Source organism: Hyphomonas sp. ske169, from assembly GCF_056850855.1.
Genome location: NZ_CP096146.1, coordinates 2,791,058 through 2,815,047, shown reverse-complemented (window position 1 = coordinate 2,815,047; position 23,990 = coordinate 2,791,058). Strand labels below are relative to the sequence as shown.

Genomic DNA, 23,990 nt, shown 5'->3' with positions numbered 1-23,990 from the left:
CATGCCTTACGCGGTTAGTCAACCTTCCCGCTGGAGCGCGGGATACTCGAACCGGTTGGCAAGCACTGGCGCTGTCATCGTGATGTCAATTCGGTGTGAGCGAAGGTGATGACGGGTTGATCAGACGTTAAGTGCCGCGCCGACAAGAGCGGGCTAGGTCCCAGGCCAAGCAAAACACAAATGGCTATTGGAAGGACTTTGCCTATGTCTCGCTTCGCTTTTGCGGCTCTTGCCGCTTCAACAGTTTTGGGGGTCTCTGCGCAGGCCGATCAAGAGCCCGGCTTTTATGTGTCTGGTTTCATTGGTGCTGGCTTTCCGGGTGATGCCGACTTGCGCGGCACCCAAAACCCCGTTGCTGGCGCTCCAGGAACGGCTGGCGCGCCTGCCAATATTGACGCAGATTTTGACAGCGGCACGACTTTGGGCGTTGCGCTTGGCTACAAAACTCCATGGGAATTCTTCGGACTCTTTCATCCTCGCCTTGAACTCGAATATTCCACCCTCGACGTGGATGTGGATGGCGGCAGCTTTAATGGCGGCAACCAGCCTTTCTCAGGCGATACCGATATCGATTTCTTTCTGATCAACAGCTATAACGACATAATCTGGGACGATGATCAAACCCTCATCCCGTATGTTGGCGGCGGCCTCGGGGTTGCGAGTGTTGACGCAAACATCCTCTATGCTGGGGGCGGCGCAACCGCACCGAACTTCGTCGCAACCGGTAGTGATACAGGGTTCGCGAGCACCGTTGCAGGCGGCCTGACCTGGCTCACTGGCTCACCCTGGGAAATCTATGGTGAAGCGCGCTATTATCAGGTTCGAGACCTTGAGTTTGATCGCCGCTTCATTGGCGGTGGCGCAGACCTGTTCAATGCCAGCGTCGATGACGATTTCGACGGCACCAGCCTTACCATCGGCGCACGCTACAAGTTCTAAGAGATACCTCCCCTCTCTCGATCTCTTAGATCTGCCCGGCAACGTTCTCTCTCTGCGTTGCCGGGCTATTTTTTGTCAGGATGACATTGGCCGCGGTAGCCTCTACATGCGATCTCATGGCTTCACCCTTTACATATCTGCCCCATCGCGCTGTTCTATCTTTGGCCGGACCAGACACGATCACGCTGCTGGAACGGCTGGTTACCAACTCGACCGAAGACTGGACCCCAGGCGAAACCCGATATGGCGCGCTTTTGACGCCGCAAGGCAAAGTCATCGCCGATTATCTTGCGATCAGAACCTCTGAAGGCGTGCTCCTAGACGTCGCCGAAGCGCATATCGAAGACCTCGCTAAACGCTTCAAACTCTTTCGGCTTCGCAGCAAGGTCGAGATTGAACGATTGGAAGACGTTTTCGTGATTGCTGGAATAGAAGACGCTCCAGAAGGCGTTCAGCCGATTTCGAGGGCACACGAAGTCTATCTCGACCCAAGATATCCAGGTGGGCGTTTGCGCGGTCTCGCTACCAAAGAAAGTTGGCCAGCATTGGATGGCAAGGATGCCCAGGCATGGTCCCCCGCCATGGATGCTTATCACTTAGACCGCATTCAGAATGGCGTTCCGGAACAAGGCTTCGATTTTGGCAGTGCTGAGGTCTTTCCGTCCGACATTAATATGGATGTCCTCGGCGGTGTGGCCTTAAACAAAGGCTGCTTTGTCGGCCAAGAAGTGGTTAGCCGCATGCATCGCAGGGGTAAGATCCGTAAACGAACGCTCACGGTGGAGCTGCCCGCGGGCAAAGACCTTAAACCAAAAGCCGATATTCTCGCTCCAGCGCCGATCGGGTCGCTCACCAGCGTCGAGGCACCGCTTGCGCTCGCTCGTATTCGCATCGACCGATGGCTCAAAGCAGAGGCTGATGGCACCCTGGCCATGATTGATGAAACCCCTGTCATAATTACAGAACCGGATTGGCTTCAGGCCGAACTGGCGGCTATGGACGAAACATGACCGATCAAACCCCATGCGGCTGGGCGCCTATCGATGATCCCCTATATCGCGCCTATCATGACGAAGAATGGGGCGTACCGGAATATGACTCGCGCGCGCTTTGGGAAAAGCTTCAACTCGATGGCATGCAAGCTGGTCTTGCTTGGATCACGATCTTGCGCAAACGCGAAACCATGCGCCAAGAGTTTGATGGGTTTGACCCCGAACGGATCGCCCGATGGGACCAAAAGCGCATTGAAAAAGCGCTGACTAATCCTGGTATCATTCGCAGCCCGAAAAAAATCGAAGCGTGCATCGGTAACGCCAAAGCTTTCTTGGACGCCGCTGACAAAGGCGAAGACTTTTCGGACTTCTGCTGGAACTTTGTCGACGGCAAGCCAATCGTTCACCAGCTTCAAAATTATCGAGACGGCCCAACAAAGACCGAAATATCAGAGGCTTGCTCAAAAGCCCTAAAGCAGCGCGGGCACAAATTTGTCGGCCCCGTCATCGTCTATGCTTGGATGCAGGCTTGCGGTCTGTACAATGATCACGAAGTCGGCTGCGTTCGGCACAAAGAAGTTCAGGAGTATTATCGATGAAATCTCTACTCGCGCTTTCGCTCGTGGTCCTCGCTGCGGGCTGTATTTCGACAGCCGAGTTCGATCGGGATCAGGCCTATGCGAAATGTAACTCGATCTCCAACAAGTCGAGCCGCGATCGCTGTATCGCAGATGCCATTAGTCGCGCCGAACGCGAACGTCATAAAGATAATGAGCGCCTCGAGCAAAGCCATGAGGATGCTGAACGTCGCGAACTCGGGCGCGAAATCGCTGGCGCAGGCGACAAATGATGCGACGCGCGGTCTTGCTGATGATGAGCGCCGCAGTCCAAGGTGGGTGTGTGCTCGTGCAAGACGAATATGACCGCCAAAGCCTAGAAGAGTGCCGCGAAGACCCCGCGCCAAATAAGCGATTAGACTGTGAACGCCGGGCTCATGACGCAGCCGCGGAACGCCGCCGGGACCACCTCTCCAAAGACTAATCGACCCGATCTCTCCCCTGACAAACCACAGTTTGAACACACTTCTCCGCAAATAAGTGATCAATCGCTCACGGAGACTGTTGATGCTTAAACTCGTTCAAATGGGACTTGTAGGCTGTGCCTTAGCGGCTTGCACGCCCGCCATTCAAACCCCTGAAATCGACGCCACTTGGCAAGACGTACTCGCCGAACAAGGATTGGCCGCCGCCGAAGTCACGCTGTCTGAACAGGTGCGCAGTCCTGACACGGACTTTCTGCTTGGTGGCATACAATTCCTGCGCGCCAGCGAAGCGATCATGCAAGTGCGATATCAAAACTCATCGGCATCTTTGGCTTTGATCCCGGGCATGCGCAATTCGCTCCCCGCCAATCCAGACGCCAAGTTTGACCCTGCATTCTTGGAGCAGGCGATGACCCAAGCGCTTGAACATTTGTCTCGCGCCGAAATCACACTCGCCCGCGCAACAGGAGAAGAGATCGGTGTCGAGGTTCCGCTAACCGCCATCTGGTTTGATGTGAACGCCAATGGCACCCGCGAAGATTGGGAATCGGGCCTTGCAGTGATGGCGGAGTTGAACGCGACGCCGGATGCGGCCTTTGATGGCCTGGTTCGCTTTGACAGCGCGGATGCAAATTGGCTCAAAGCCTATGTCCACGTCATGTCTGGCATGGCCGAGCTTACTCTAGCGACCGACCCTACGCCCGCCATTCGGACCGTCTATGAGGGGCGACGGGACATGGAACAGCTTGGCGAGATTGAAGGCCTGTTCCTCGACAATGATACAATCGACACGCTCGCCGCTGTCTTGTTGACCCTGCGCGGTGTGCCGGACAAGACCCGCACCCGCGCCGCGCATGCGCACTTCAAGTCCATGATCGCTGAAAATCGCGCCTTCTGGACCGCCGTCATGCGTGAGACGGATTATGAGCGAGAATGGTTGCCTAATCCGCAGCAGACCTCCGCTTTTGGAATTGAGGTCGATGAAGAAATGGCCGCCGGTTGGCAGGCCGTATTGGTCGAGATTGAGAGCCTATTAGAAGGCGAGACTCTTGTCCCTTATTGGCGGATGGAAAACGGCTTCGAAGCAGAGATCGGGATCGGCGTGAACATCGCCAAATTCCTCCAAGAGCCTGGCGATATGGATATTATTCTTTGGCTACATGGCGCGGGCGCTGCCCCTTATCTCGAACGCGGCAAGCTTGCTCGGCTGGAGGCCTGGGACCGGTTTGTTCGGATGACGGGCGGGAATGGCCTGATGTTCGCGGCTTGGTTCAACTGAATCTGACCGACACTGACGCCTCGACGCGCGCCGACCATCGGCCTAAACTAAGGCCGAGAGAGATAAAAGTCGCCGAGGCGACGCGCGAGGCATTGCATCATGAACACCCCCGTCATTTCGGCCACCGGACTTTGGACACCCTCGGAGTCTGTGTCGAACGAAGAGCTTGTCGCCAGCTTCAACGCGTGGGCAGATAAATGGAATGCCGACCATGCCGGCGACATCGCCGCGGGAACGGTTGAAGCCAAAACCCATTCCAGTGTTGAGTTCATTGAAAAAGCGTCTGGAATTAAATCACGCTTCGTCGTCAATAAATCGGGCATTATTGATCCAGATGTGATGCGCCCTGACATCCCTGAGCGTCCGAATGAGCAAATATCAGTATTGGCCGAGATCGCGGTCAACGCAGCCAATATGGCGCTCGAGCGTGCGGGACGTGATCCGAAAGATGTCGATGCCGTTTTGTGCGCCGCCTCTAATATGCAGCGCGGCTACCCGGCCATGGCCGTAGAAATCCAGGATGCACTTGGCATTGAGGGCTTTGGCTTTGATATGAATGTGGCTTGCTCGTCGGCGACGTTTGGCATTCAAACCGGCGCAGATTTCGTTCGCTCTGGCAGCGCGAAATCGGTGCTCATGGTCAATCCAGAAATCTGTTCGGGTCATCTGAACTTCACCGACCGCGATAGCCATTTCATTTTTGGAGACGTCGCCACAGCGGTCTTGATCGAGGCCGAAGACGTGGCGCCGGCGCAGCACTGGAAAATCCTCGGCACGAGTTTGAAAACGCAATTCTCTAACAATATCCGCAACAATTTCGGCTTCCTCAATCGCTGCGCGCCTGACGGTGTTGGGGCAACCGACAAACTCTTTGTTCAGGAAGGTCGCAAAGTGTTCAAAGAAGTTGTGCCCATGGTCGCCAAGATGATCATTGCCGAGCTTGAACGCTTAGAGCTCGAAGCGCCGAATTTGCGCCGGATGTGGTTGCATCAGGCCAATGCCAATATGAACCGGCTGATTGCCTCTAAAGTGCTCGGGCGCGAAGCCACACCGGATGAGAGCCCAACCGTGCTCGACACCTATGCAAACACAAGCTCAGCAGGCTCAATCATCGCCTTCCACAAAAATAGCGATGATATGGTCGCCGGAGACAAAGGCCTGATCTGCTCGTTTGGCGCAGGCTATTCAGCGGGCACGGTGTTTGTCGAAAAGGCCGCCTAAACCACTAATTCCTCCTCAACGTCCAGCACCGGTTCTGGCTCAGCTTGCCGCCCATAAAGCAGCAAGAGAGAGACAAAAGCGATGCTGGTCGCCTGGGAGGAAAACAATTCTAACATGAGCGCGAAAACCCAAGCCGGTAGACTTTGCGATGGCTGCGTCTGAGGCACCGAGGCTTGGGCGCGCAAGTCCGCGCGCGCGACAGCGATCTTTGCTTCCAGATCAGCGCGCCGTTTGGCTAGTCCAAGCTCATTCTGGGCGTCACGATATGGTTTCTGATGGGTACGGCCTGCTGCCTCAACGCCAATCAGATAGGCCTGCAAGCCTTCAATCGACCTGGTTTCGGGCGGAATGGCCTGCAATTGCCGCGTCCAGTCTGCGATCTCTGCTTCAGTGAGCGCGCGCATATCATTGGCGCTTTTCCAGGTCGCTGCTTGGCCCTCGGCATTGTTCATCATGAACAGGCTGGTGCCCGCGATCGAGGTCGCCGCGCCTGCAATCGCAAAGATCAAAGCGCGTGCCGCCTCTCCGCGCCGCCCGCCTGAAATATGCCACCAGAAGAAAGTGAACCCGCCGAACGAACAGACCGAGGCAATCACCCCGCTCCATCCCCAAATCTTGGCTTGAGTTGGATCGCTAACGCCAAGGCTAAAAGCTTGAAAATTGGCAAAGCCAGACAAGCCCGCCGCCGCAAGCCCGGCGCCCAGAAAGATCAGCGCCAGCAAGGACATAATGATCCGCTCGCCCCAGCGCCCATCAGATTTTGGGCGCGTCGGCGGCACAGCGGGTTCGGGTATCTCCGGGATCAGTTCGGCTTGGATTGGATCGGGCGCGGCGGGCACGAGCGACAGCATCGGCTCCGGCAAAGACACCGGATCTGGCTTAGTTAGGCGCGGTTCAATCGGAATAATCTCAGCCTCGGAAAAAGGCTCATTATTCCACTCCGCCGCGTTCGACTTCTCTCGCAGATAAGCCAGAAGCGGCCCCTCTATACCGCAGCCATTGCAATGCACACGGCCCCGCGCGAGCGATAGCTTTAAACCGCGATGCGCGCCGCAGCCTGGGCAATCCTCATGCGCAATGCCGCGATCATCAAAAGCTTCCTCTAAACCCGCGCTTCGCAATGCTTGGTCTAGCACGTCCGATGTGGTGACGATTGCGCTCATGACAGCCCTTTAACAACAAATGATCCCTTTATGTTCTCATTATGTTTCTTTTTCACCCTCGTCAAGCGCAACGTTTGCGTCAACGGAAAGGAATTAACTCGACGCAAACCCGTATCAGACATATACGTCATACTATGACACGCATCCGATCCCGCACGCCCGCCACTGGCAAACGTCGACTCCACCGCCGCCGCTGGCGCGGTCCAGAGAGCGCAAAGCCGAGCCGTGAAGAATTGCTGCAAGCCGCAGCCGATGAGGCGCAGCTGAATGGCAAAAGCCTGACCGCGATCCGCAAACATGTATTGAACGTCTTGTTGGATGCCCAGCGCCCGCTCACCGCTTATGAAGTGCTGTCTTCGCTAGAAGGCGTTGGCTCCGTTTCACCGCCAACGGCCTATCGCGCGCTCGACTTTCTGGTGTCGCTTGGATTTGTGACGCGGGTTGAAAGCTTAAACGCTTACCTCGCGCTCGATTTGGGCCCGAGCGATACCCCCCTGGCCTTTTTCGTTTGCGAGACTTGCGGACAAGCGCAAGAGATCCCCGCCACAGATGCGATAGTGAGTTTGATCTCGGAAGCCGACAATCAGGGCTTTGGCGTCAATCATGCGTCGCTAGAAGTACGCGGAGATTGTCGCGGCAAACTCGGCTGTGACGCTTGGAGCGAAAGCATCGTGACCGCCGAAGACTTAGGTTCGGTCGACCAGCACAGCCACGAATAAAGCCGGCTCATCGCCCTCTACCGCCCAAGCGTGGTTGGTCGCGCGCTGCACGACAACATCGCCCGGTCCGATCACCGTTTCTTCCTTATCAAGGATCAAACGGACGCGGCCTTTCACCAAAATAATCGCATCAAGCGTGTGCGTTGTGTGCATGGCCGGATGTTTAGACGTGTCCGGCTGATGATCGCCCGCGCCCATCGCGATAAAGGCTTGGCGGGTTAAATCCGCGATCATTTCAGGCGGCGCTCCCTCTGGGGTAGGCCCGGAAGAAAACCAGCGAATTTTCACTTTACCTTTTTCTGGCGAAAGCTGCGGCGTGCCAGCCGCTTTGTCCTCACAAGGGGCGGGATCGAGGGGGCCTGAAACCTCATCATGCCAAATCTCGAACAATCCACCGAGATCGCCAGATCGGAACTCGTCTGCTGGGCCGCCATCTATCATAATGTGCGACTTCCCGTCAGCATCATTTGCGGTCACGATCCGGCGTAGTCCGGACAGCATCTCATCCATTTTGCTCATCTGTTTCCTCCTCAAGCGGCGCTTATGCTACGATTGACGCAAGTTAAGGCACATTTCGAGCCGCGCGGCGAGGTGTCTTGACGACCCCCTGTTTGATTTTCTAAATCGCCCACTCAACGGAGACTTTATGTTTAACTTGTCTGAGTCCTGGTAAAGGCCCGCGCCGCGCGCAAGCAACGGCAATGGGCCCGAAACAGATCCAAACCCTGACCCGCAATTTGGGTCAGCCTGTTTCTACGCGCCTGTTAGGCGCACCAATGGACTTACACACATCATGGATATCTCACGCGCCGAACAGCGCATTCTGCACTTGCTCGCTCAAGGCGGGCGGATCGAAGTTGAACGTGGCGAAAATCGAAAAGTGGAACGCGTTCTGTGTATCAATCGCGAAGGATGGCGGGCCCCTGGGCTGGATCTTTGCTTGTTTCGCAAACTGAAACGACGCCGCGCGATCGCCTCAAAACAAGGCCAGCCCTACCGAATTACGCGGCGCGGCTTGGAATTGGTGAGGTCTGAATTCGACAATCGCTAGTATAAACGGGAGAGGCTAGGTCAAAAACGTGACTCTCCCGTCACACTTGCTCACTATGCTGTCATTGCTGAAAATGAAGGCTTTCCTGTTCTGCGAGCGAGTCTTAACTGCTTAGTAAGGCGACACAGTCGTTTAATGTATTCAAACACCGTCAGGAGGCTTTCAGAATGATCCCTCGATCCGCCGCGATCCCAAAAAACTGGAAAACCTTTAGCTTTTCGAGCTTCTTCTCCGCCTTTTTGTATCCCGCATTAGGGCTCGCCATGCTGATCACGATGATTGTTTTAGGGCTTGCTTTATCGGGTCTGACCTTGCGCTGGTACTATCTGCCGCTCGGTCTTGGCGTTGTGGCGCTGTCGATCTTCATCTGCAATGCCGGCATCGGCCCGCTGCATCGGATCCTGCAACACAAGGCCGGTGAACTACGCGCACCGGGCCAAGTTGTGACAATGATCAATCTGATGATCGCCATGCAAGGCACCGTGCGTGATTGGGTCAATTATCACAGCCAGCACCACCGGTTCTCTGACAAGCCTGGCGATCCGCACAACCCGTTTGAATCAAAGCGCTGGGCCTGGGTCGGCTGGATCATCTGGCGCGACGCGAAAGACATGATGCGTCCAATGCCGAACTGGCTAAAAAAGCAACCGATCGTCGATTGGATGGATCGTTCCTACAATTCGATCTCTTTGGTGCTGCACCTATTTATCCCAGCTGCGATATATTTGATCGTCTGGGCCGCGGGCGGATCCTTGGTCCTGACCGCCATCATCCATGCCTGTTTTGTTATCGGCCGGGCGATCCAATTCCACGCGACCGTCTATGGCATCAATGTCCTCGGTCATCTGCCAACGCCAAAGTGGGCAGATCATTTGATCGGGCTCTTAACCGGCGGTGAGGCCTTCCACGACCATCACCATGAAGAACCGCAAAGTGCGCTGCACCGTCCGCGCAAGGGGCTTTGGAACCGGATCGTCGATTATAATGGCACGATCTTGCTGGTGTACGAAAAGCTCGGCTGGGTGAGAAATCTCAAAATCGCCCCACAGTTTGCGTAAGATCGCTTCTCGCGACGATAAACTGGCGCGCTCTTGAAAATTAAGGCTTGTAGCTTGAGACCTCGCTCAAGAAGGATGCCTTATGCCTAATATCGCCAATGATCCTCGCCTCGACCCGCGCCTCAAGGCCGTGCTCAGCATGCTGCCGTCCGTCACCGAAGAAACCGATGTCGTCTCGCGCGAGGCGCAGCTCGCAGAGGCCAACACACCCGAAGCGAAAGCCGCGACAGAGCAACTCCGCCAAATGCTCGAAATGATGGACAATGAGGATATCGCGCCATCAGACGGGCTCGAGATTTCAGAATTGGAATTCCCCTCACAGCCTGACGGAAATCCAATCAAAATCCGTTTCGTCCGTCCCGAAGGACAAGAGAAAGTTCCATGCGTCTATTACATCCATGGCGGCGGGATGATGATCTTCTCTTGCTTCTACGGAAACTATCGGGCGTGGTCGAAAATCATCGCGGCCAATGGCGTGGCCGTAGCAATGGTCGATTTCCGCAACGCGTTGACGCCATCTTCCGCCGAAGACGTTGCGCCCTTCCCAGCCGGACTGAATGATTGTGTCTCTGGGGTTCGGTGGCTGCACGCAAATGCTGATCAGCTTGGCATTGATGCCGACCGGATCATTGTTTCGGGTGAAAGCGGCGGCGGGAACCTGACCATCGCAACCGGACTAAAACTCAAACAAGACGGCGATCTTGGTCTCATTAGCGGTCTCTACCCGCTTTGCCCCTACATCGCTGGACAGTGGCCGCAGGATGAATTGCCGTCTTCGATCGAGAATAATGGCATCCTGATCAATCTCCACTCAAACCGCGGCGCCATGGCCTATGGCATCGACGCGCTCGAAGCGAAGGACCCGCTGGCTTGGCCGCGTTTTGCCAGCGTGGAAGATGTGCGGGGCCTCCCTAAGACCATGATCAGCGTGAATGAGTGCGATCCGCTGCGTGATGAAGGCATCGCCTTTTACCGTCTCCTTATGCAAGCGGGGGTTTCGGCCAGGTGTCGGGAGGTGCGCTGCACGTGTCACGGTGCCGAATTGCTGATGAATGCCGTGCCCGACATTAGTGGCGACACCGCCGCCGATATTGCTCGGTTTGCCAAACTGGGGCGCGAATAATTTTAAAAACGGCTGCGCGCCAATCGCATCAAATCTGCCCGCCAATCCCAACTTGTGGTTTAGGATTGGCGGCGTTTTGCCGTTTTTGATCCAAATCGGAACAGCTTTACCAACGAGGCCCTAATGCGCTCGCGCGGCTTGCGTCCAATTTTCACAAAAATTGAGCGATCAGGCTGAAACTGGTTTTAAGGCCGCTCCTGTATACCCATCCCATCGCCACAGAACGTGGTGTCGAAACCAAATTGGATGGTGGAACTATGACGCAGAACACGCAATCTTTGAGCGTGCGCGGCCCTGACGGTCGCCCGCTCACTCTTTCAGACCTACCAAAGCCAGGCATCACGCGCTGGGTCACACGCCGCAAAGCAGAAGTTGTTGCAGCCGTGACCGGGGGCCTATTGTCTGAAGAAGAAGCCCTGACCCGCTACGACTTGAGCGAAGAAGAGTTTTCAGGTTGGCGCGCGCTCTATTCTAAGCATGGCCGCAAAGGCCTGCGCACAACACGCGTGCAGCAATACCGCTAAACCATTGCGCAAGGGGATTATCCCCTTGTTAAAGCGCCGTTTACGACGCCACCCGTAAAAGAATGCGGGTTAGCCCGCATCTGCGACGGGCGAAGGTATCCTTATGCGCGCTAAAGACAGAACGCCCACCACGCGTCTTTTGGCCCTCGCTGCGTTTCTCCTCGCAGCAGGGCTTTTGTCATTGCGCGCCTATGATGTGTTTGGCACGCCGGATGCTGAACCGGCTGGTGGCGCCGCGGAACGTGAGATCACCTATTTGCTTGAACCAATTGCGGGTAAAAACCGCATTCGCGTTTCGGTGACCGGGCACAGCCCCAAAACAGTCTTAGTGATGATCGATGGCGCCAATGGCGAGGATCTCCGCGCCGTGCGCACCCGCGTCGAGGCCGTTCTATCGGCATCGATTGGCTTTGATCCGGAGACCGACACACTCACGCTGTCCCAGTTTCCGTTCGCGCGCGGGGTGGGCGGCAGCATGACACCATTCGAGATCGCCGAACTGACCGGCCTCGGCCTTTTAAGCCTCATATTACTTGGACTGGTCTTCGCGCCAGCGCCCGCGACAAGCCAAGCCGCGCCTGCACCGATCCGCGATCGCACAAGCGAACCAGCGCCGCAGGCGCGCTCAGCACCGCAAGTGACGCAAGTGCTTGAGCCCAATCAAGATCTGAACGACGCGACAAGCCTCGCCGAAGCCCAACCGAGCCAGACCGCAGATCTGGTTCGCGATTGGATGTCGTATCGGGAGGAATAGATGACGATCCCGATGCTCTCTCCTCAGCCAGGCCGCGCGGACGGTATGATCCGAAGCGCCATGCTGATGCGCGCCTTGGGCGCCAAAGCGGCATCGGTATGGTCGGAGCTCTCTCCCCAAGATGCGGAACGGCTGTCTGCTGCCATGCAAGCGCTGCCCGAAGACAGCGCGGCAGAGCAAAGCGTCCTGCGCTCTTATGTTCAGTCGATGCAGGGCCGCGCGACGCTTGGCGCGCCCCAAACTTCAACTGTCTGGGCGCGGCTCTCCAAGACAGACGGCACATTCATAGCCGCCCTTACCCAAAGCGAGAGCCCCCAGGTCATCGCGCTCATCCTCTCTCGCCTCGCGCCCGAAGCAGCTGCGAACGCGGTGCGCGCTTTGCCGAGAAATTTAGCGACTGAGGCTCTCAAACGGCTTCTCAACTTGGGCGATGTGCACCCATCAGCGGTACGCGCCATTGAATTGGCGCTTGAAAACAGCCTGATCCAATCGCAATCGACCGCACTATCTGGCGGACACGAACATGTGGCGCGGATCTTTGACAGTCTCGATAGCGGTTCTGAGACATCGCTCTTGTCCTCGCTCGACAGTGCTGAACCCGGCGCTGGTGAGAAAATCCGAGCTTTGATGTTCACCTTCGACGATCTGGCGACCCTCGATCCAGGTAGCTTGCAGACCATACTGGGCAGCGTCGACCGCGCGGTGCTGACCGTCGCTCTGAAAGGCGCATCGCAAACGGTGTCTGATGCCTTCTTTAAAAATATCACTCAGCGCGCTGGCGACCTCCTACGCGAAGATATCGCGGCGGTTGGGCCCGTCCGTAGAAGTGAGATTGAAGCGGCGCGTGCCGAGGTTTTGCTGGTCGCTCGAGCATTGGTCAAACGCGGGGATCTGTTGCCGCAAAACCAAGATGACGAGCTGATCGAATGAAGCGGCGCGTTGAGTCTTTGACCCCCTACCCCTTCGCGAGCGATTTTAGCGCGCCTGCCGCTCAAACCCGCGACACCGTACAAATGAGCACGGAAGAGCTGGCTTTGCTGCTTGCGGATGCTCAGGCCAGCGGCGCCTCAATTGCCCGCAATGACAGCTTGGCCGAACAAGCCGATAAGCTTTCGCAAGCCTCGGCTGACCTCAAGCAAGTCCTCGCCAGCATTGTGGATCTCGCCGCCCATCTTGAAACCGCAGCGATTGATGAGAGCGACCGCGCCGACGCCCTAGATCGCGTGCGCCGCCTCGCCGCAGTTGTGATTCAGGGCCAAGGTGACTTATTTTCCGAAGGCAGCTGATTTGTTCATATCTCGGCAACCATTCAGCCCCAATCTGGCCCTTCTCGCAGATCAAAGATAACCGCCTCATGACCACCAATCGCGCTCTCGAAGACTCCCTCATGGATGCCCCGGTAAAAGTGGATGTCGTCCTTGGCGAAGCCAGAATGCCGATGGAAGAGCTGATGGGCCTATCAGAAGGCGAGATTGTCGAGCTTGAGAACCAGACCACTGATTTGGTGGATATCTATGTCTCGGACCGGTTGATGGCGCGGGGCCGGCTGGTCGTCGCGGATGGCCAACTTGGCGTGACCTTGAGCGAAATCGTCGACAGCCGTTCACCAAGTTTCGCTTAAGCCCGAACCATATCAAACTACTCGCGCGCCATTTTCATGGCATGCGATGCGGCGAGTTCTAGCCCTTCAATGGCGACGCCGCTTCGCACCATGATGCGAAATCCGACATACACCGATAGCAACGCCTCCGCTCTCGCTTGCACTTCGGCCAGACCGAGGTCTGGGAAAAGATCTTGCAGCGGAACGATCAAGCCCTTGGTGAGCTGCTCGAACCCGATCGACACTTGCGCCTTGGTTGGGACGTCCAGGTCAGCTTGATCGGCCGAGGCATTACAGAGAAAACACCCCGATCGGTCATTCTTAGTTGCCGCATTGAGCGGCGCTCTGATCAGGGCTTCGATCCGTGCCTGCGGAGGAAGAGACCCGTCTTTCAAGGCGCTTGCCGCCGCTGAAACCACATCTGTGTGATATTGCGCCAGCGCCTTCAGATACATTGAGCGTTTGTCTCCGAAAGCCGCATACAGGCTCGCTTTCTGCAACTCTGTCTCTTTCATAATCATTGAAAGAGAGACGCCATCAAACCCATTCTTCCAGAATAGGTGCATGATTTTTCTGAGGATTTTGATGTCATCAAACTCTCTCGGACGGCCTGGTGCATTTCGATCACGCATCTGTGATCTCCTATATTCTTGACCGATTGGTCTTTAATCCATATTTCAACTCTCGCAGACGCAAAACGTCTCGTTACACCCAATTAAAGACCAAACGGTCAATATTTCAAGAAGGAAGATTAAAATGTCCCAGTCAACTGCAATCCTCGCCGGTCAATCCGCAGACGAGCTCAGCGCATTGTCTCAGAAAGTCACCGGTATTGGCCGTCATGGTCTTCGATTCTCGATCGCTGGTGTGTTGGGCTGGATTGGCGCGATGAAATTCACCGCTTATGAAGCCGGCGCCATTGAGGGCCTGGTTGCCTCCAGTCCGCTAACCAGTTGGCTCTACAGTGTGACCAGTGTTCAAGGCGCCTCTAACCTGATCGGTTCGATCGAAATCGTCACCGCGATCGCTCTGATCGCCGGATTGAAATTTGCCAGAATTGGCTTGCTCGGCGCCGTCGCTGCGGCCTTCACCTTCCTGCTGACCTTTAGCTTCTTGCTGACCGCGCCGGGCTGGGAACAAAGCCTAGGCGGCTTCCCCGCTCTGTCCGTTGTTCCAGGTCAATTCCTACTCAAAGACGCCGTTTTGTTCGCAGGAGCACTGTTTCTCGCCGGCAATGAGCTGAAGCGTGTGGCCGACGCCGCGTAACCCTCAATCATCCAATCGCGCAGGTCGCTAACCGGCGATCTGCGCGGCCCAAGAAAGGATCACATCATGTCTAACGCAACCACCACGTCTCGCATCATCACGCTCGGCCTTTTAGCTGCCCTGACAGGCGTGATCTGGACCATCGCCCTGGCGCAGCAACCATCGCTGTTCGCCTAAAGCTCCAACCCGCACCTACCGAAAGGACCGCTCCTATGCCGCATATCCTGCTCTACACGATGGGCCATTGCCCATACTGCAAACGCGCCAAGGCCTTGCTGCGCGAAAAAGGCATCACCGATTGGGAAGAATACGATCTTGAAATCGTCCCCGAGAAACGCGGTGAAATGCTGGCTCGTTCAAACGGCCGACACACCGTGCCGCAAATCTTCATTGGCGACACGCATGTCGGCGGCGCGGATGATCTCTTCAAACTCGATGCTGCAGGTCGTTTGGACCAGTTGCTCACCCTCGAACCACAACTCTAAGGACTAAGACTATGGAACAACAAAATCTCGCTCAGCTCGACACGCTCCTCGGCATGCTCGCACAAGGCCAATTTGTCGAAGGCATGGAAGCCTTCTTCGCCCCAGACGTGACCATTCAAGAAGTTGGTCAGGCGCCCAAAACCGGTCGCGATCACACCATCGCAGTCGAGAAAGATCTACTCGCCGGCGTGTCGGAGTTCATCCAATATAGCGCTCATTCCAAAGGCGCTGGCGGTGACAAGACCTTTTATGAAGCGACCATGGAGTTCAAAACGACGGATGGTCAACATATTGTCCAAAACCAAGCTGTGGTGACGACTTGGAAAGACGGAAAGATCGTGGACGAGCGCTATTATCATAGCAACGTCTGATCAGTAACGCAGAGCCCGCGCGTCGCCAGGATAGGACGAGGCGTGGGCTCTGCTCTTGCTATAACCGCAAGAGTGATCGATCACAGACAGGACTATTTCATGCTAGGCGGTTGCAATGGCACTCTCGTTTAAAGGCGCAGGACAATTGCTGGTCCGTATCCCAACGGCGCTGTTTCCAATTGCGCTCGGGCTGGCAGGATTGGCCTCCGCTGCGATCATAGCCGCGCCCCGGCTCAATCTCGAGCTTCTAAACACGATCGGCATGGGCGTTCTCTGTCTGGCTGGCGGGATTTTAGTCGTGGATGTCTTGCTGTATCTGATAAAATTACTGCGCCACAGCGACGAAGTCGCCGAGGATCTATCCACCGCCAATCGCGCAAATCTCCTCGCTCCAGGCCTGATGGCAGCGATGGTCATCGGAGGCACATTAGCCGATGCTTGGTCGATGGGCGGCGTGATCTGGGCTGCCGCGTCGGTGCTGCATGTGATTTTGCTGATTGGTTTTGTCGGGCGATGGCTCACCCATGATTATGCACCATCTGATTTGAACCCGACTTGGTTCCTTCCAGCCGCGGGCATCATGACCTCCGGCATGACCTGGCCAGGCATCGGGCCAGTTGAGTTCCCTTTACTGACATTTGGCATCGGCGTGATGGTTTGGGTCATGCTGCTCCCCTTGGTGTTCCGCCGTTTGGTTTTTGAACCTGCGGTCGCCCCAGAATTGCGCCCCAGCCTATTCATTGCCGCGGCGCCGTTTGGCCTGGCCGCTGGAGCGCTTCTGACCTTATTCCCAAACCTTGGCTGGCACGCGCCGAACTTGCTGCTCAGTGGCGGCGCGTTCTTTATCGCAGTCTTGTTGTTGCAGCTGAACTTCATCCGCAAAGCCGGCATCACGCTCAGCTGGTGGGCGACGACGTTTCCCATCGCGACTGTGGCGGCTGGGTATTTTAGGATTTCGGATCAATCCGGAAATATTGCGCTCTATGCGGCGATGGGTTTGCTGATTGTCGCTTGTTTCACAACAAGTTTCGCACTGATCGCAACTGTCCGCGCAACCTGGTGCACCTGCGCAAAAACGGTGCGCAGAACCGAGCAACAAATTGAGGCGATGCAAGGCTTGGGATAGTTTGTTTGGGTGCCGCCATGCGTGACAGCTTTTTGGGCCATCCACATTAAACATCGCCCACAAAGGCGCGAATTCGTAAAAAACTAATAAATCAACAGAATCTGTTAACCATTTCGGCGCAACACTCATTTCATAGAGTGGAGTGTGCTGTATGCGAATGAAGATGTTTGCCGCTGAGTCCTTAGAGGCAGCAAAGGCATTGATCTTCGCGGAAATGGGCGACGATGCGATCATCTTGTCCGAACGCGAAGTGCCAGGAGGCGTGGAAGTCCGGGCGGCGACCGATAAAATGGGCGGCGGAATGGTGCCCAGTGAGTCGCGGATACTAACGCGCCTCGGCGCAAACCCGTCTCCACGTTTGGTTGAGAGCCCGATCCGCAATCGGGTTCGCGACTCGCTGCTTTGGCACGGCACGCCTGAACGTTTTGCAGAACGCATCGCCGATGCTGGGCTAACCGGCGGCTTCGAAACCAGCGAGCCTGGCTCTGCGCTGGCTGCCGGTCTCGACAGCACCATCACTTGCGATCCAATTCCGCCGGTTCCGCACAGAAACATCGTGCTTGTCGGCGCGCCAGGTCATGGCCGCACGGCCACAGCCGCAAAGCTCACCCGCCGCGCTGCGGTCGCAAAAGCTGAAGTGCTGCCAGTTGCTGCAGATCTTGATCTGACAGCAGGCGGCGCGCAACTCGCTGCTTATCTCGAGAAAGAGCAAAACCAAGTCCGTTCGGTCACCACACCAGACGATTTGTTCGCGTTGCTGAAAACGATCAAAGAGAATGACCAGCGCTGCATCATTGATATGCCGGCCATCATTCCGTTTGATCAAGAAGATATGGCGAGCTTGCAGGACCTGTTAGCGGTGATTGATGCAGAACCTGTGCTCGTGATCAGCGCCGAAGGACACCCAGAAGATCAAGCCGAAGCGGCAAAAGCCTTTGCGCGTTGCGGCGTCCGCCGTGCGATTGTCACCAAACTAGATGTCACGCGTCGCCGCGGCGGTATCGTATCCGCGCTGATCGCTGCCAAAATCTCATTCTCCCACCTCGCCATCACGCCATTTATCGGCGGCGGCTTGGTCCCCGCGACCCCATCAAGACTGGCCCAGTTGCTGACAGAAGACGCACCTGCCCATGTCGCTCTAAAAGGAGCCGCATAATGAGCTTCCTCCTTCCAAAATCGCAAGAGCGCCCGAACCAGCGCCCTCCGCGACGCGTCGAGCCTGCCTCGATTATCGCGGTTGGATCTGGCAAAGGTGGGGTCGGGAAAACCTTCATGTCGATCACGTTGGCCAGCGCGATGGCGCAAGCCGGTCGTCGTACACTTCTCGTCGATGGCGACCTTGGCCTCGCCAATGTCGATGTCCAGCTTGGGATCGCGCCAGAAACAGATTTAGCCGCGGTCATTGCTGGCTGGGTTGAGCTTGAAGACGCGGTAACCCCCGTCGATGGCGGGTCTGCTAATGGCGGGTTTGATGTGCTGCCAGGCCGCTCAGGCTCGGGCGCGCTGGCAGAGATGTCTTCAGAAGAAGTCGCTCGTCTCGCCGCGGGTCTCTCCGCCCTCGCGCTGCAATATGATCAAGTCATCTTAGACCTCGGCGCAGGGATCGAAGCCAATTGTATGCGCCTCGCGCGCGCCGCAGATAAAGTTCTGATGGTCATCACCGATGAACCGACCTCAATGACAGACGCCTATGCCTTTATCAAAGTACTAAAAGGTTACGCGCCGAGTGTCGAACAGATGATTGCGATTAATCAGTGCGAAACCAGAGCCGCCGGCCAGAGCACGTTCTCTGCTGTGTCTCAAGCCTGCCAGACTTTCCTCGGCTTCCGTCCGCAACTTGCTGGCACCGTTATTCGGGATGACGCGGTCCGCGAAGCTATTCGCAGCCAAAAAACGTTAATCTCAACAAATTCGTCCTCTCAACCGATTCAGGACGTTATCGCCATTGCTCACACGCTTCTCGGGCGCACTGGGCAAGACCTTCATTCTTAAGAGGTATGAATAAAAACATCGTTTCGAATGCGATTGTTAAATCTTCGGTTACTTTCATTACCTAGATTCACAATGGTTAACGATCACGCTAGGAAAGCGAATAGACTGATTCGGGGAGCTGAATATGCGAGTCTTACTAATTGAAGATGATAATGCGGTCGCCCGCAGTATCGAACTGATGCTGAAGGCCGCTGGCTTTAACATCTACACGACGGATCTCGGTGAAGAGGGCGTCGATCTGGGCAAGGTATATGAGTATGATATTATCATTCTCGATCTCTCGCTTCCGGACATTTCTGGCTATGACGTGCTGAAACAGCTGCGTATGGCTCGGGTGAATACACCTGTCCTGATTCTGTCTGGTAACCCAGACATTGAAGCTAAAGTGAAAACACTCGGCTATGGCGCCGACGATTACCTCACCAAGCCATTCAACAAAGACGAACTGATTGCTCGTATCACGGCCATCGTACGTCGTTCGAAAGGTCACGCTGAGAGCGTTATCCGCACCGGCGAAATCCTGGTGAACTTGGACGCAAAGACTGTTGAAGTCGACGAAGAGCGCGTCCACCTCACCGGCAAAGAATACCAAATGTTCGAGCTGCTCAGCCTCCGTAAAGGCACGACGCTCACCAAGGAAATGTTCCTCAACCACCTGTATGGCGGTATGGACGAGCCTGAACTTAAAATCATCGACGTGTTCATCTGTAAGCTGCGCAAGAAATTGCAGCAGGCCACAGGTGGCGAGCACTATATCGAAACTGTTTGGGGCCGCGGCTATGTGCTTCGCGACCCGAAACCGAAGAAGGAAGCGGTCGCCGCTTAACCCTTCCTCACCCCCGAATTACCTTTAAACCCGGTGCGCAAGCATCGGGTTTTGTTTTGAGAGGCAGCTGAAATCGGGATGGATTTGGGATGCTAAAGTCTTTTAACTCGGATATTGATTCAGCTGTCGATGCCGGTCGATATTGCAAGCCTTACGCGAACACGTCTGGTTGAGGCGCGCCACCTCAAAAACCGCCATCTAGGAGGAAATCTGTATGGAAATCTGGGACGTCTTCGCGGTTTTGAACGTGTTTGGTCTGTTTGTATTTGCCATCTCTGGCGCCCTCACCGCGATCCGCAATCAGCTCGATTTTCTGAGTGTATTGATCATTGCGTTCTTTACCGGCGTCGGTGGCGGAACGATACGCGATGTATTGCTTGGTATTTCACCGGTTTGGTGGGTCAGTGACCAATCCGCCGTGATGATCTGTATCGCGGGCGCCATTGTCGCGAGTGTTACGCATCAATTATTGTGGTCTCGCCAGAAAGCGCTGATTTGGGCGGATGCAATTGGTTTGTCCGTGTTTTCAGTAGCTGGCGCACAATCAGCGCTCGATGCAGGCGCGCCGGCGATTGTTGCGATCTTCATGGGGGCGGTCACAGCAACATTTGGAGGCATCATTCGCGATGTTCTCTTGAGTCAGCCCTCGCTTATTCTCAAACAGGAAGTCTATGCAACCGCAGCTTTGGGAGGCGCGACGGTGTTTGTGATTTTGAGCGAAGTTGGACTGTCGATGGAGCTGGCTGCGATCTTGGCCGCACTATTAACGCTCGCCATTCGCGGCGGGGCAATCGTCTTCGGCTACTCACTTCCTAAGCTTGGCGGCAACGTGAAACGGGACCCTTAGCGAGCACCCGGTTTACAGCGACTTCAGCCACGGATCTTAGTTATTCGTGGACCCGTGCCTCCGGCCAGAGGCGGAGGAAATTCTCTGTATAGAATTTGGTTTTAACGGCTTCGTTCGCGTCTGTGAGATAGCCTTCAAACTTGCCAATCGGGTCACGTCCGCCCTCTACATGAGGATAGTCGGACGAGAATAAATACAGGTCCGGCGAGGATTGCTCGATCAAGACACTGACATCCTCGACCGGGAATGGCGTGAAGCCCATTTGCATAGTGAGTTGCTCAGACGGTTTGCGGGAGAACCTCAAAGTTTCATCTACGCGGCCATAAACGCGGGTGACCCAATCGAGCCGGCGCAACAATTCCGGCACCCAACCCGCGCCAAGCTCTACTGCAGCGCCGCGCAAGTTTGGGTGACGCTCGAACAGCCCATCGATTAGCATCATTGAAAGGAAGGCTTCGACCGGCTGGTGCAGGACCGCGGCATCTTTGGTTCGCACATTTTCACCGCCGCCCATCCAGTCGCGTACGGCGGCACGGCCATTATTGCTCCACGATTTCAGCGCCTGCAGCGGCGACCCGCCAACGTGCAACACGAACGGCACACCTGCTTCAGCGAGGCGTGCCCAGAACGGCTCTAGATCGACATGGCCCGGCGCAAACCCAATCGGTGCGCGATGCGGCACCCAGATCGCTTCCATGCCGCTTTCAATAGCGAAGTCGAGCTCTTTAATCGCAAGCTCGGGCGTATCGAGCGGAACAATCCCAACCCCCATGAGCCTCGGGTCGTCAGCGCAGAAATCAGCCATATGGCGATTGTGCGCCCGCGTCGCTGCGTAGCGAAGCTTCGGGTCCGTCTTAGAACTTGGATGGAAGGGAAGCACGACCGAATGGGTTGCAAAGACGAGTTGCTTTTTGAACCCCAACATGTCCATCGCTTTCGATCGATCACTCGCATTGAACGCCCCCAAAGCTTGGATCTCTTTTGATTGCGAGATCAGTGCATCGCCTAAAGCGATTTGATCAGCGACATGCGTCTCCGAATGCTGGCCGCCCTGATCCATGATCACCGCGACTTCTTCATCGGTCACAAGAGAGGCCGAGTAATTCACTTCCGGGATGTCATCGCGCACATCTGGGTCGGCATACTTTTTGAGGAAATCTGGCAGCTCCATGATGTGACTATCCGCATCATAAATGGCTCGGTTTGCGGGCGCGTAGACCATGATGAATTCCTTCCACATCAAGCTTCAGAGGAAGCGTATGAGATTGGTGGCGCACAGGCAAGCAAGACCTATTGAACGGGGTAGCCAGTGGCGCAGGTTCAATCTTACGGCGCGCGCATCAACTTTCTCCGCCTTGGCAGAGGCCTTTATATTTGGTTCAGTGCCGGACATAAAAATTGGGGACCGGAGGAATGCCGAAATGACACTGACAATCACCCCGAGTGACCAAGCCTGCGGCGCATCCGTCACAGGCGTGGACCTGACCCAGCCTTTAGATCCGCAGATGATTGATGACATCCGCGCCGCCTGGCTTGAGCATTTGGTCCTGTCCTTCCCCGACCAAGCAATGAGTGACGATGACCTTGAACGCTTCACGCTCTGTTTTGGTCCCTTTGGAGATGACCCTTTCATTGCGCCAATTCCCGGCCGAGATCATATCATTGCGGTGAAACGCGCGGCGAACGAGACCTCGCCCATCTTTGCCGAGATTTGGCATTCTGATTGGAGCTTTCAGGAAACCCCGCCGGCGGGCACCTGCCTGTTTGGCATCACTATCCCGCCAACCGGCGGCGATACAATGTTTGCTAATCAATACAAAGCTCTAGACGAGATGCCTGATGAGTTGCGGCAGCGGCTAGACGGCAAGAAAGCCATCCACTCCGCCGCCCGCGGTTATGCCAAAGACGGCCTCTATGGCGACGGCGATGCGAGTGATCGCAGCATGGATATCCGTCCTTCGAATGCGGCGCTAACGAGCCACACTCACGATATTATTCGCACCCATCCCGAAACCGGTCGCAAAGCCATCTTTAGCTCCGCCGCTTATATTACCGGGTTTGAGGATATGGATCCGGAGGCGTCGAATCAGCTCCTCATGGATCTTTATCACTGGCAGACCCGGCCAGAATTCCACTACCGCCACAAATGGCAACCCAATATGCTTGTGATGTGGGACAATCGATCGGTCTTACATATGGCCACGGGCGGCTATGCCGGACATGACCGCCTCTTGCATCGGACAACGATTGGCGCGCGGGTCGCGAGTTAAGGCGTTTCAAAGATCGCAATTTAGACGCTTTGGCCTGCGCTTTGCTTGCTCTCATGGGACCTAAAGGCAATCCCGGGATCGGCTCCGATCATGCAATCAAATGCTCAGAACATCGCAGGCAATGTCAGCGTGCTTCTGCTTGGCGATTCTCGCATGGCCTTTCCGATCGCCAAAGCGCTCCACAAACAAGGCGCGCAGGTCTTTGCTGGGGTCTCGATCTATAGCAATTACCTTGAATGGTCGCGCTATTTACACGGCACATTCTCGCATCCGTCGACGGATAATGGCACCGATGACGCCTTGCCTGCCATCTTGAATTGGCTTGCGCAGAATCCGCAAATTGATGTCATTCAACCCGTTTCAGAATCTGCGTCACGACTGATCATGCGGCATCGCGAAACCTTCGAGCGGATCGCAACGCTGATTATGCCATCGTCGGAAACCGTCTCGCTTTGTTCGAGTAAGGGCGAGATGTTTCGGCTATGCCGAGAACTTGGGGTGCCCCTCGCTCCGTTTGAAATCATCGAGTCCCAGGACGCTCTGCTCGCTGCCAGCCAACGGATTGGGTTCCCGCTCATCGTAAAGCCGTCAAATGTGGATGCAGAACTGTTCGGGCGCAAAGCGATTATTACGCAGTCTGAAAGTGAGCTTGCGTCAGCCTTCCCGGCGTGGCCGAGCGAGCATCCAGAATTGATCATTCAGAAATTCGTCAAAGGTCCGCGCCACAGCGTGATTTTTAGTGCGCAAAACGGGCGCTTGCTGAAAGCGGCGGCGGTGGCCGCTTTACGCACACATGAAGATGACGGCACAGGTTACACAACGCTGGGGGTTACAGTTGCGCCTTCGCAGCCCGTTAAAGACGCGACCGAAAAACTGGTACGCGCGCTCGATTACAGCTTCACCGGATGCACGCAATTCATCGTCGATCCTGACACCGGCGAAACGACCTTTATGGAGCTTAATCCACGCACCAGCCTTGCACGCATCTCCGAAGCTGCCGGCGTTCATCATAGCCTCCTCGGATTGCAGCATGCTCTAGGCGTCGACCTGGGCGATCAAGATGATGCCTGGGACACCAAACACGGTGTCCGATACGTTTGGACGAAAGGCGACTTGATGCGCCTCAAGCGCGGTGTTGCCACGGGTCAAAAGTCGATCTTCCAGGCGCTCTACGAACTTCCTAGCATCGGATGGGACGCGGTTCGATCTTGCCATGCCATATTCGATCTTTCAGACCCTATGCCTGCGATCGGCACCTATTTGAATCCGATTATCGAGAAGTTTCGGACCCCGAACGACAAGACCGTTACTCATGGGTGTGAGGCGAAATATCAGACATGAA

General features: G+C 55.8%; 30 protein-coding genes. 26 read left to right on the top strand and 4 right to left on the bottom strand.

Features of this window, described 5'->3' with window-relative positions; all coding sequences use genetic code 11:
- Window positions 1-204: 204 nt before the first annotated feature.
- The 7 genes from MY069_RS13775 (at window position 205) to MY069_RS13745 (ending at window position 5,473) form a co-directional block, all read left to right on the top strand.
- Window positions 205-939, top strand: a complete 735-nt coding sequence (locus tag MY069_RS13775) for an outer membrane protein (protein ID WP_482794361.1) — start codon at window positions 205-207, stop codon at window positions 937-939.
- Window positions 940-1,055: 116 nt separating this feature from the next.
- Window positions 1,056-1,949: a CAF17-like 4Fe-4S cluster assembly/insertion protein YgfZ gene (ygfZ, locus tag MY069_RS13770; protein WP_482794360.1), complete on the top strand. Its 894-nt coding sequence runs from the start codon at window positions 1,056-1,058 to the stop codon at window positions 1,947-1,949.
- Window positions 1,946-2,530, top strand: a complete 585-nt coding sequence (locus MY069_RS13765) for a DNA-3-methyladenine glycosylase I (protein WP_482794359.1) — start codon at window positions 1,946-1,948, stop codon at window positions 2,528-2,530. Before ygfZ ends, MY069_RS13765 begins: the two co-directional genes overlap by 4 nt.
- On the top strand, window positions 2,527-2,781 hold the full coding sequence (locus tag MY069_RS13760; RefSeq protein ID WP_482794358.1) for a hypothetical protein: 255 nt from the start codon (window positions 2,527-2,529) through the stop codon (window positions 2,779-2,781). The genes MY069_RS13765 and MY069_RS13760 overlap by 4 nt, the downstream gene beginning before the upstream one ends.
- Window positions 2,778-2,972 carry a hypothetical protein gene (locus tag MY069_RS13755; protein ID WP_482794357.1) on the top strand — a complete coding sequence of 65 codons (195 nt, stop codon included), beginning with the start codon at window positions 2,778-2,780 and terminating at the stop codon, window positions 2,970-2,972. The genes MY069_RS13760 and MY069_RS13755 overlap by 4 nt, the downstream gene beginning before the upstream one ends.
- Window positions 2,973-3,055: 83 nt before the next feature.
- Window positions 3,056-4,252, top strand: a complete 1,197-nt coding sequence (locus MY069_RS13750; RefSeq protein WP_482794356.1) for a hypothetical protein — start codon at window positions 3,056-3,058, stop codon at window positions 4,250-4,252.
- A 99-nt stretch (window positions 4,253-4,351) separates the two neighbouring features.
- A complete protein-coding gene (locus MY069_RS13745; protein ID WP_482794355.1) occupies window positions 4,352-5,473 on the top strand; it encodes a beta-ketoacyl-ACP synthase III in 1,122 nt (373 codons plus the stop codon).
- On the opposite strand, the gene MY069_RS13740 is transcribed toward MY069_RS13745, so the two are convergent.
- Entirely contained in the window at window positions 5,470-6,636 is a 1,167-nt protein-coding gene (locus MY069_RS13740) for a hypothetical protein (protein WP_482794354.1), read from the bottom strand. The two genes, MY069_RS13745 and MY069_RS13740, sit on opposite strands and share 4 nt — an antisense overlap.
- 134 nt (window positions 6,637-6,770) lie before the next feature.
- On the opposite strand from MY069_RS13740, the gene MY069_RS13735 reads away from it, so the two are divergent.
- Window positions 6,771-7,355, top strand: a complete 585-nt coding sequence (locus tag MY069_RS13735) for a Fur family transcriptional regulator (RefSeq protein WP_482794353.1) — start codon at window positions 6,771-6,773, stop codon at window positions 7,353-7,355.
- On the opposite strand, the gene MY069_RS13730 is transcribed toward MY069_RS13735, so the two are convergent.
- Window positions 7,323-7,874: a cupin domain-containing protein gene (locus MY069_RS13730; protein WP_482794352.1), complete on the bottom strand. Its 552-nt coding sequence runs from the start codon at window positions 7,872-7,874 to the stop codon at window positions 7,323-7,325. The genes MY069_RS13735 and MY069_RS13730 overlap by 33 nt on opposite strands.
- A gap of 274 nt (window positions 7,875-8,148) precedes the next feature.
- Between MY069_RS13730 and MY069_RS13725 the strand changes: the two genes are divergently transcribed.
- The 8 genes from MY069_RS13725 to MY069_RS13690 all read left to right on the top strand — a co-directional run bounded on the left by MY069_RS13725 (window position 8,149) and on the right by MY069_RS13690 (window position 13,486).
- Window positions 8,149-8,406, top strand: coding sequence for a YjhX family toxin (locus MY069_RS13725; protein ID WP_482794351.1), 258 nt, complete (start codon window positions 8,149-8,151; stop codon window positions 8,404-8,406).
- Between the two features lie 167 nt (window positions 8,407-8,573).
- The gene (locus tag MY069_RS13720) at window positions 8,574-9,464 is read left to right on the top strand and encodes an acyl-CoA desaturase (protein WP_482794350.1); all 891 of its coding nucleotides are present in this window, start codon (window positions 8,574-8,576) and stop codon (window positions 9,462-9,464) included.
- A gap of 82 nt (window positions 9,465-9,546) precedes the next feature.
- Complete coding sequence (locus MY069_RS13715; protein WP_482794349.1) at window positions 9,547-10,587, top strand: alpha/beta hydrolase; 1,041 nt, start codon at window positions 9,547-9,549, stop codon at window positions 10,585-10,587.
- 257 nt (window positions 10,588-10,844) lie between these two features.
- Window positions 10,845-11,111: a CtrA inhibitor SciP gene (gene sciP, locus MY069_RS13710; RefSeq protein ID WP_482794348.1), complete on the top strand. Its 267-nt coding sequence runs from the start codon at window positions 10,845-10,847 to the stop codon at window positions 11,109-11,111.
- Window positions 11,112-11,214: 103 nt separating this feature from the next.
- Window positions 11,215-11,865, top strand: a complete 651-nt coding sequence (locus MY069_RS13705; RefSeq protein WP_482794347.1) for a hypothetical protein — start codon at window positions 11,215-11,217, stop codon at window positions 11,863-11,865.
- Entirely contained in the window at window positions 11,866-12,795 is a 930-nt protein-coding gene (locus tag MY069_RS13700) for a flagellar motor switch protein FliG (protein ID WP_482794346.1), read from the top strand. It begins immediately after the preceding gene.
- The gene (locus MY069_RS13695) at window positions 12,792-13,151 is read left to right on the top strand and encodes a hypothetical protein (RefSeq protein WP_482794345.1); all 360 of its coding nucleotides are present in this window, start codon (window positions 12,792-12,794) and stop codon (window positions 13,149-13,151) included. Before MY069_RS13700 ends, MY069_RS13695 begins: the two co-directional genes overlap by 4 nt.
- A 68-nt stretch (window positions 13,152-13,219) precedes the next feature.
- Complete coding sequence (locus MY069_RS13690; RefSeq protein WP_482794344.1) at window positions 13,220-13,486, top strand: FliM/FliN family flagellar motor switch protein; 267 nt, start codon at window positions 13,220-13,222, stop codon at window positions 13,484-13,486.
- 17 nt (window positions 13,487-13,503) lie between these two features.
- On the opposite strand, the gene MY069_RS13685 is transcribed toward MY069_RS13690, so the two are convergent.
- Window positions 13,504-14,097: a TetR/AcrR family transcriptional regulator gene (locus MY069_RS13685; protein ID WP_482794343.1), complete on the bottom strand. Its 594-nt coding sequence runs from the start codon at window positions 14,095-14,097 to the stop codon at window positions 13,504-13,506.
- Between the two features lie 124 nt (window positions 14,098-14,221).
- Here MY069_RS13685 and MY069_RS13680 point away from each other — a divergent pair, with 124 nt between their 5' ends.
- From MY069_RS13680 to MY069_RS13645, 8 genes are all read left to right on the top strand, one after another.
- Window positions 14,222-14,731, top strand: a complete 510-nt coding sequence (locus tag MY069_RS13680; protein WP_482794342.1) for a YkgB family protein — start codon at window positions 14,222-14,224, stop codon at window positions 14,729-14,731.
- A gap of 212 nt (window positions 14,732-14,943) precedes the next feature.
- Window positions 14,944-15,216, top strand: coding sequence for a glutaredoxin 3 (gene grxC, locus MY069_RS13675; RefSeq protein ID WP_482794341.1), 273 nt, complete (start codon window positions 14,944-14,946; stop codon window positions 15,214-15,216).
- An 11-nt stretch (window positions 15,217-15,227) separates the two neighbouring features.
- Entirely contained in the window at window positions 15,228-15,587 is a 360-nt protein-coding gene (locus tag MY069_RS13670) for a nuclear transport factor 2 family protein (RefSeq protein ID WP_482794340.1), read from the top strand.
- 115 nt (window positions 15,588-15,702) lie between these two features.
- Window positions 15,703-16,713 (top strand): TDT family transporter, encoded by a 1,011-nt coding sequence (locus tag MY069_RS13665; RefSeq protein ID WP_482794339.1) that lies wholly within the window; start codon window positions 15,703-15,705, stop codon window positions 16,711-16,713.
- Between the two features lie 151 nt (window positions 16,714-16,864).
- Window positions 16,865-17,869 carry a flagellar biosynthesis protein FlhF gene (locus MY069_RS13660; protein WP_482794338.1) on the top strand — a complete coding sequence of 335 codons (1,005 nt, stop codon included), beginning with the start codon at window positions 16,865-16,867 and terminating at the stop codon, window positions 17,867-17,869.
- Window positions 17,869-18,705 (top strand): AAA family ATPase, encoded by an 837-nt coding sequence (locus MY069_RS13655; protein ID WP_482794337.1) that lies wholly within the window; start codon window positions 17,869-17,871, stop codon window positions 18,703-18,705. The genes MY069_RS13660 and MY069_RS13655 overlap by 1 nt, the downstream gene beginning before the upstream one ends.
- Before the next feature lie 124 nt (window positions 18,706-18,829).
- A complete protein-coding gene (gene ctrA / locus MY069_RS13650) occupies window positions 18,830-19,531 on the top strand; it encodes a response regulator transcription factor CtrA (protein WP_070960207.1) in 702 nt (233 codons plus the stop codon).
- 214 nt (window positions 19,532-19,745) lie between these two features.
- Window positions 19,746-20,378, top strand: coding sequence for a trimeric intracellular cation channel family protein (locus MY069_RS13645; RefSeq protein WP_482794336.1), 633 nt, complete (start codon window positions 19,746-19,748; stop codon window positions 20,376-20,378).
- Between the two features lie 40 nt (window positions 20,379-20,418).
- Here MY069_RS13645 and MY069_RS13640 read toward each other — a convergent pair whose 3' ends face one another.
- Window positions 20,419-21,600, bottom strand: a complete 1,182-nt coding sequence (locus MY069_RS13640) for an amidohydrolase family protein (protein ID WP_482794335.1) — start codon at window positions 21,598-21,600, stop codon at window positions 20,419-20,421.
- A gap of 199 nt (window positions 21,601-21,799) precedes the next feature.
- Here MY069_RS13640 and MY069_RS13635 point away from each other — a divergent pair, with 199 nt between their 5' ends.
- Both MY069_RS13635 and MY069_RS13630 read left to right on the top strand, forming a co-directional pair.
- A complete protein-coding gene (locus MY069_RS13635; RefSeq protein WP_482794334.1) occupies window positions 21,800-22,648 on the top strand; it encodes a TauD/TfdA dioxygenase family protein in 849 nt (282 codons plus the stop codon).
- A gap of 90 nt (window positions 22,649-22,738) precedes the next feature.
- A complete protein-coding gene (locus tag MY069_RS13630) occupies window positions 22,739-23,989 on the top strand; it encodes an ATP-binding protein (RefSeq protein ID WP_482794333.1) in 1,251 nt (416 codons plus the stop codon).
- The last annotated feature ends 1 nt before the right edge of the window (window position 23,990 follow it).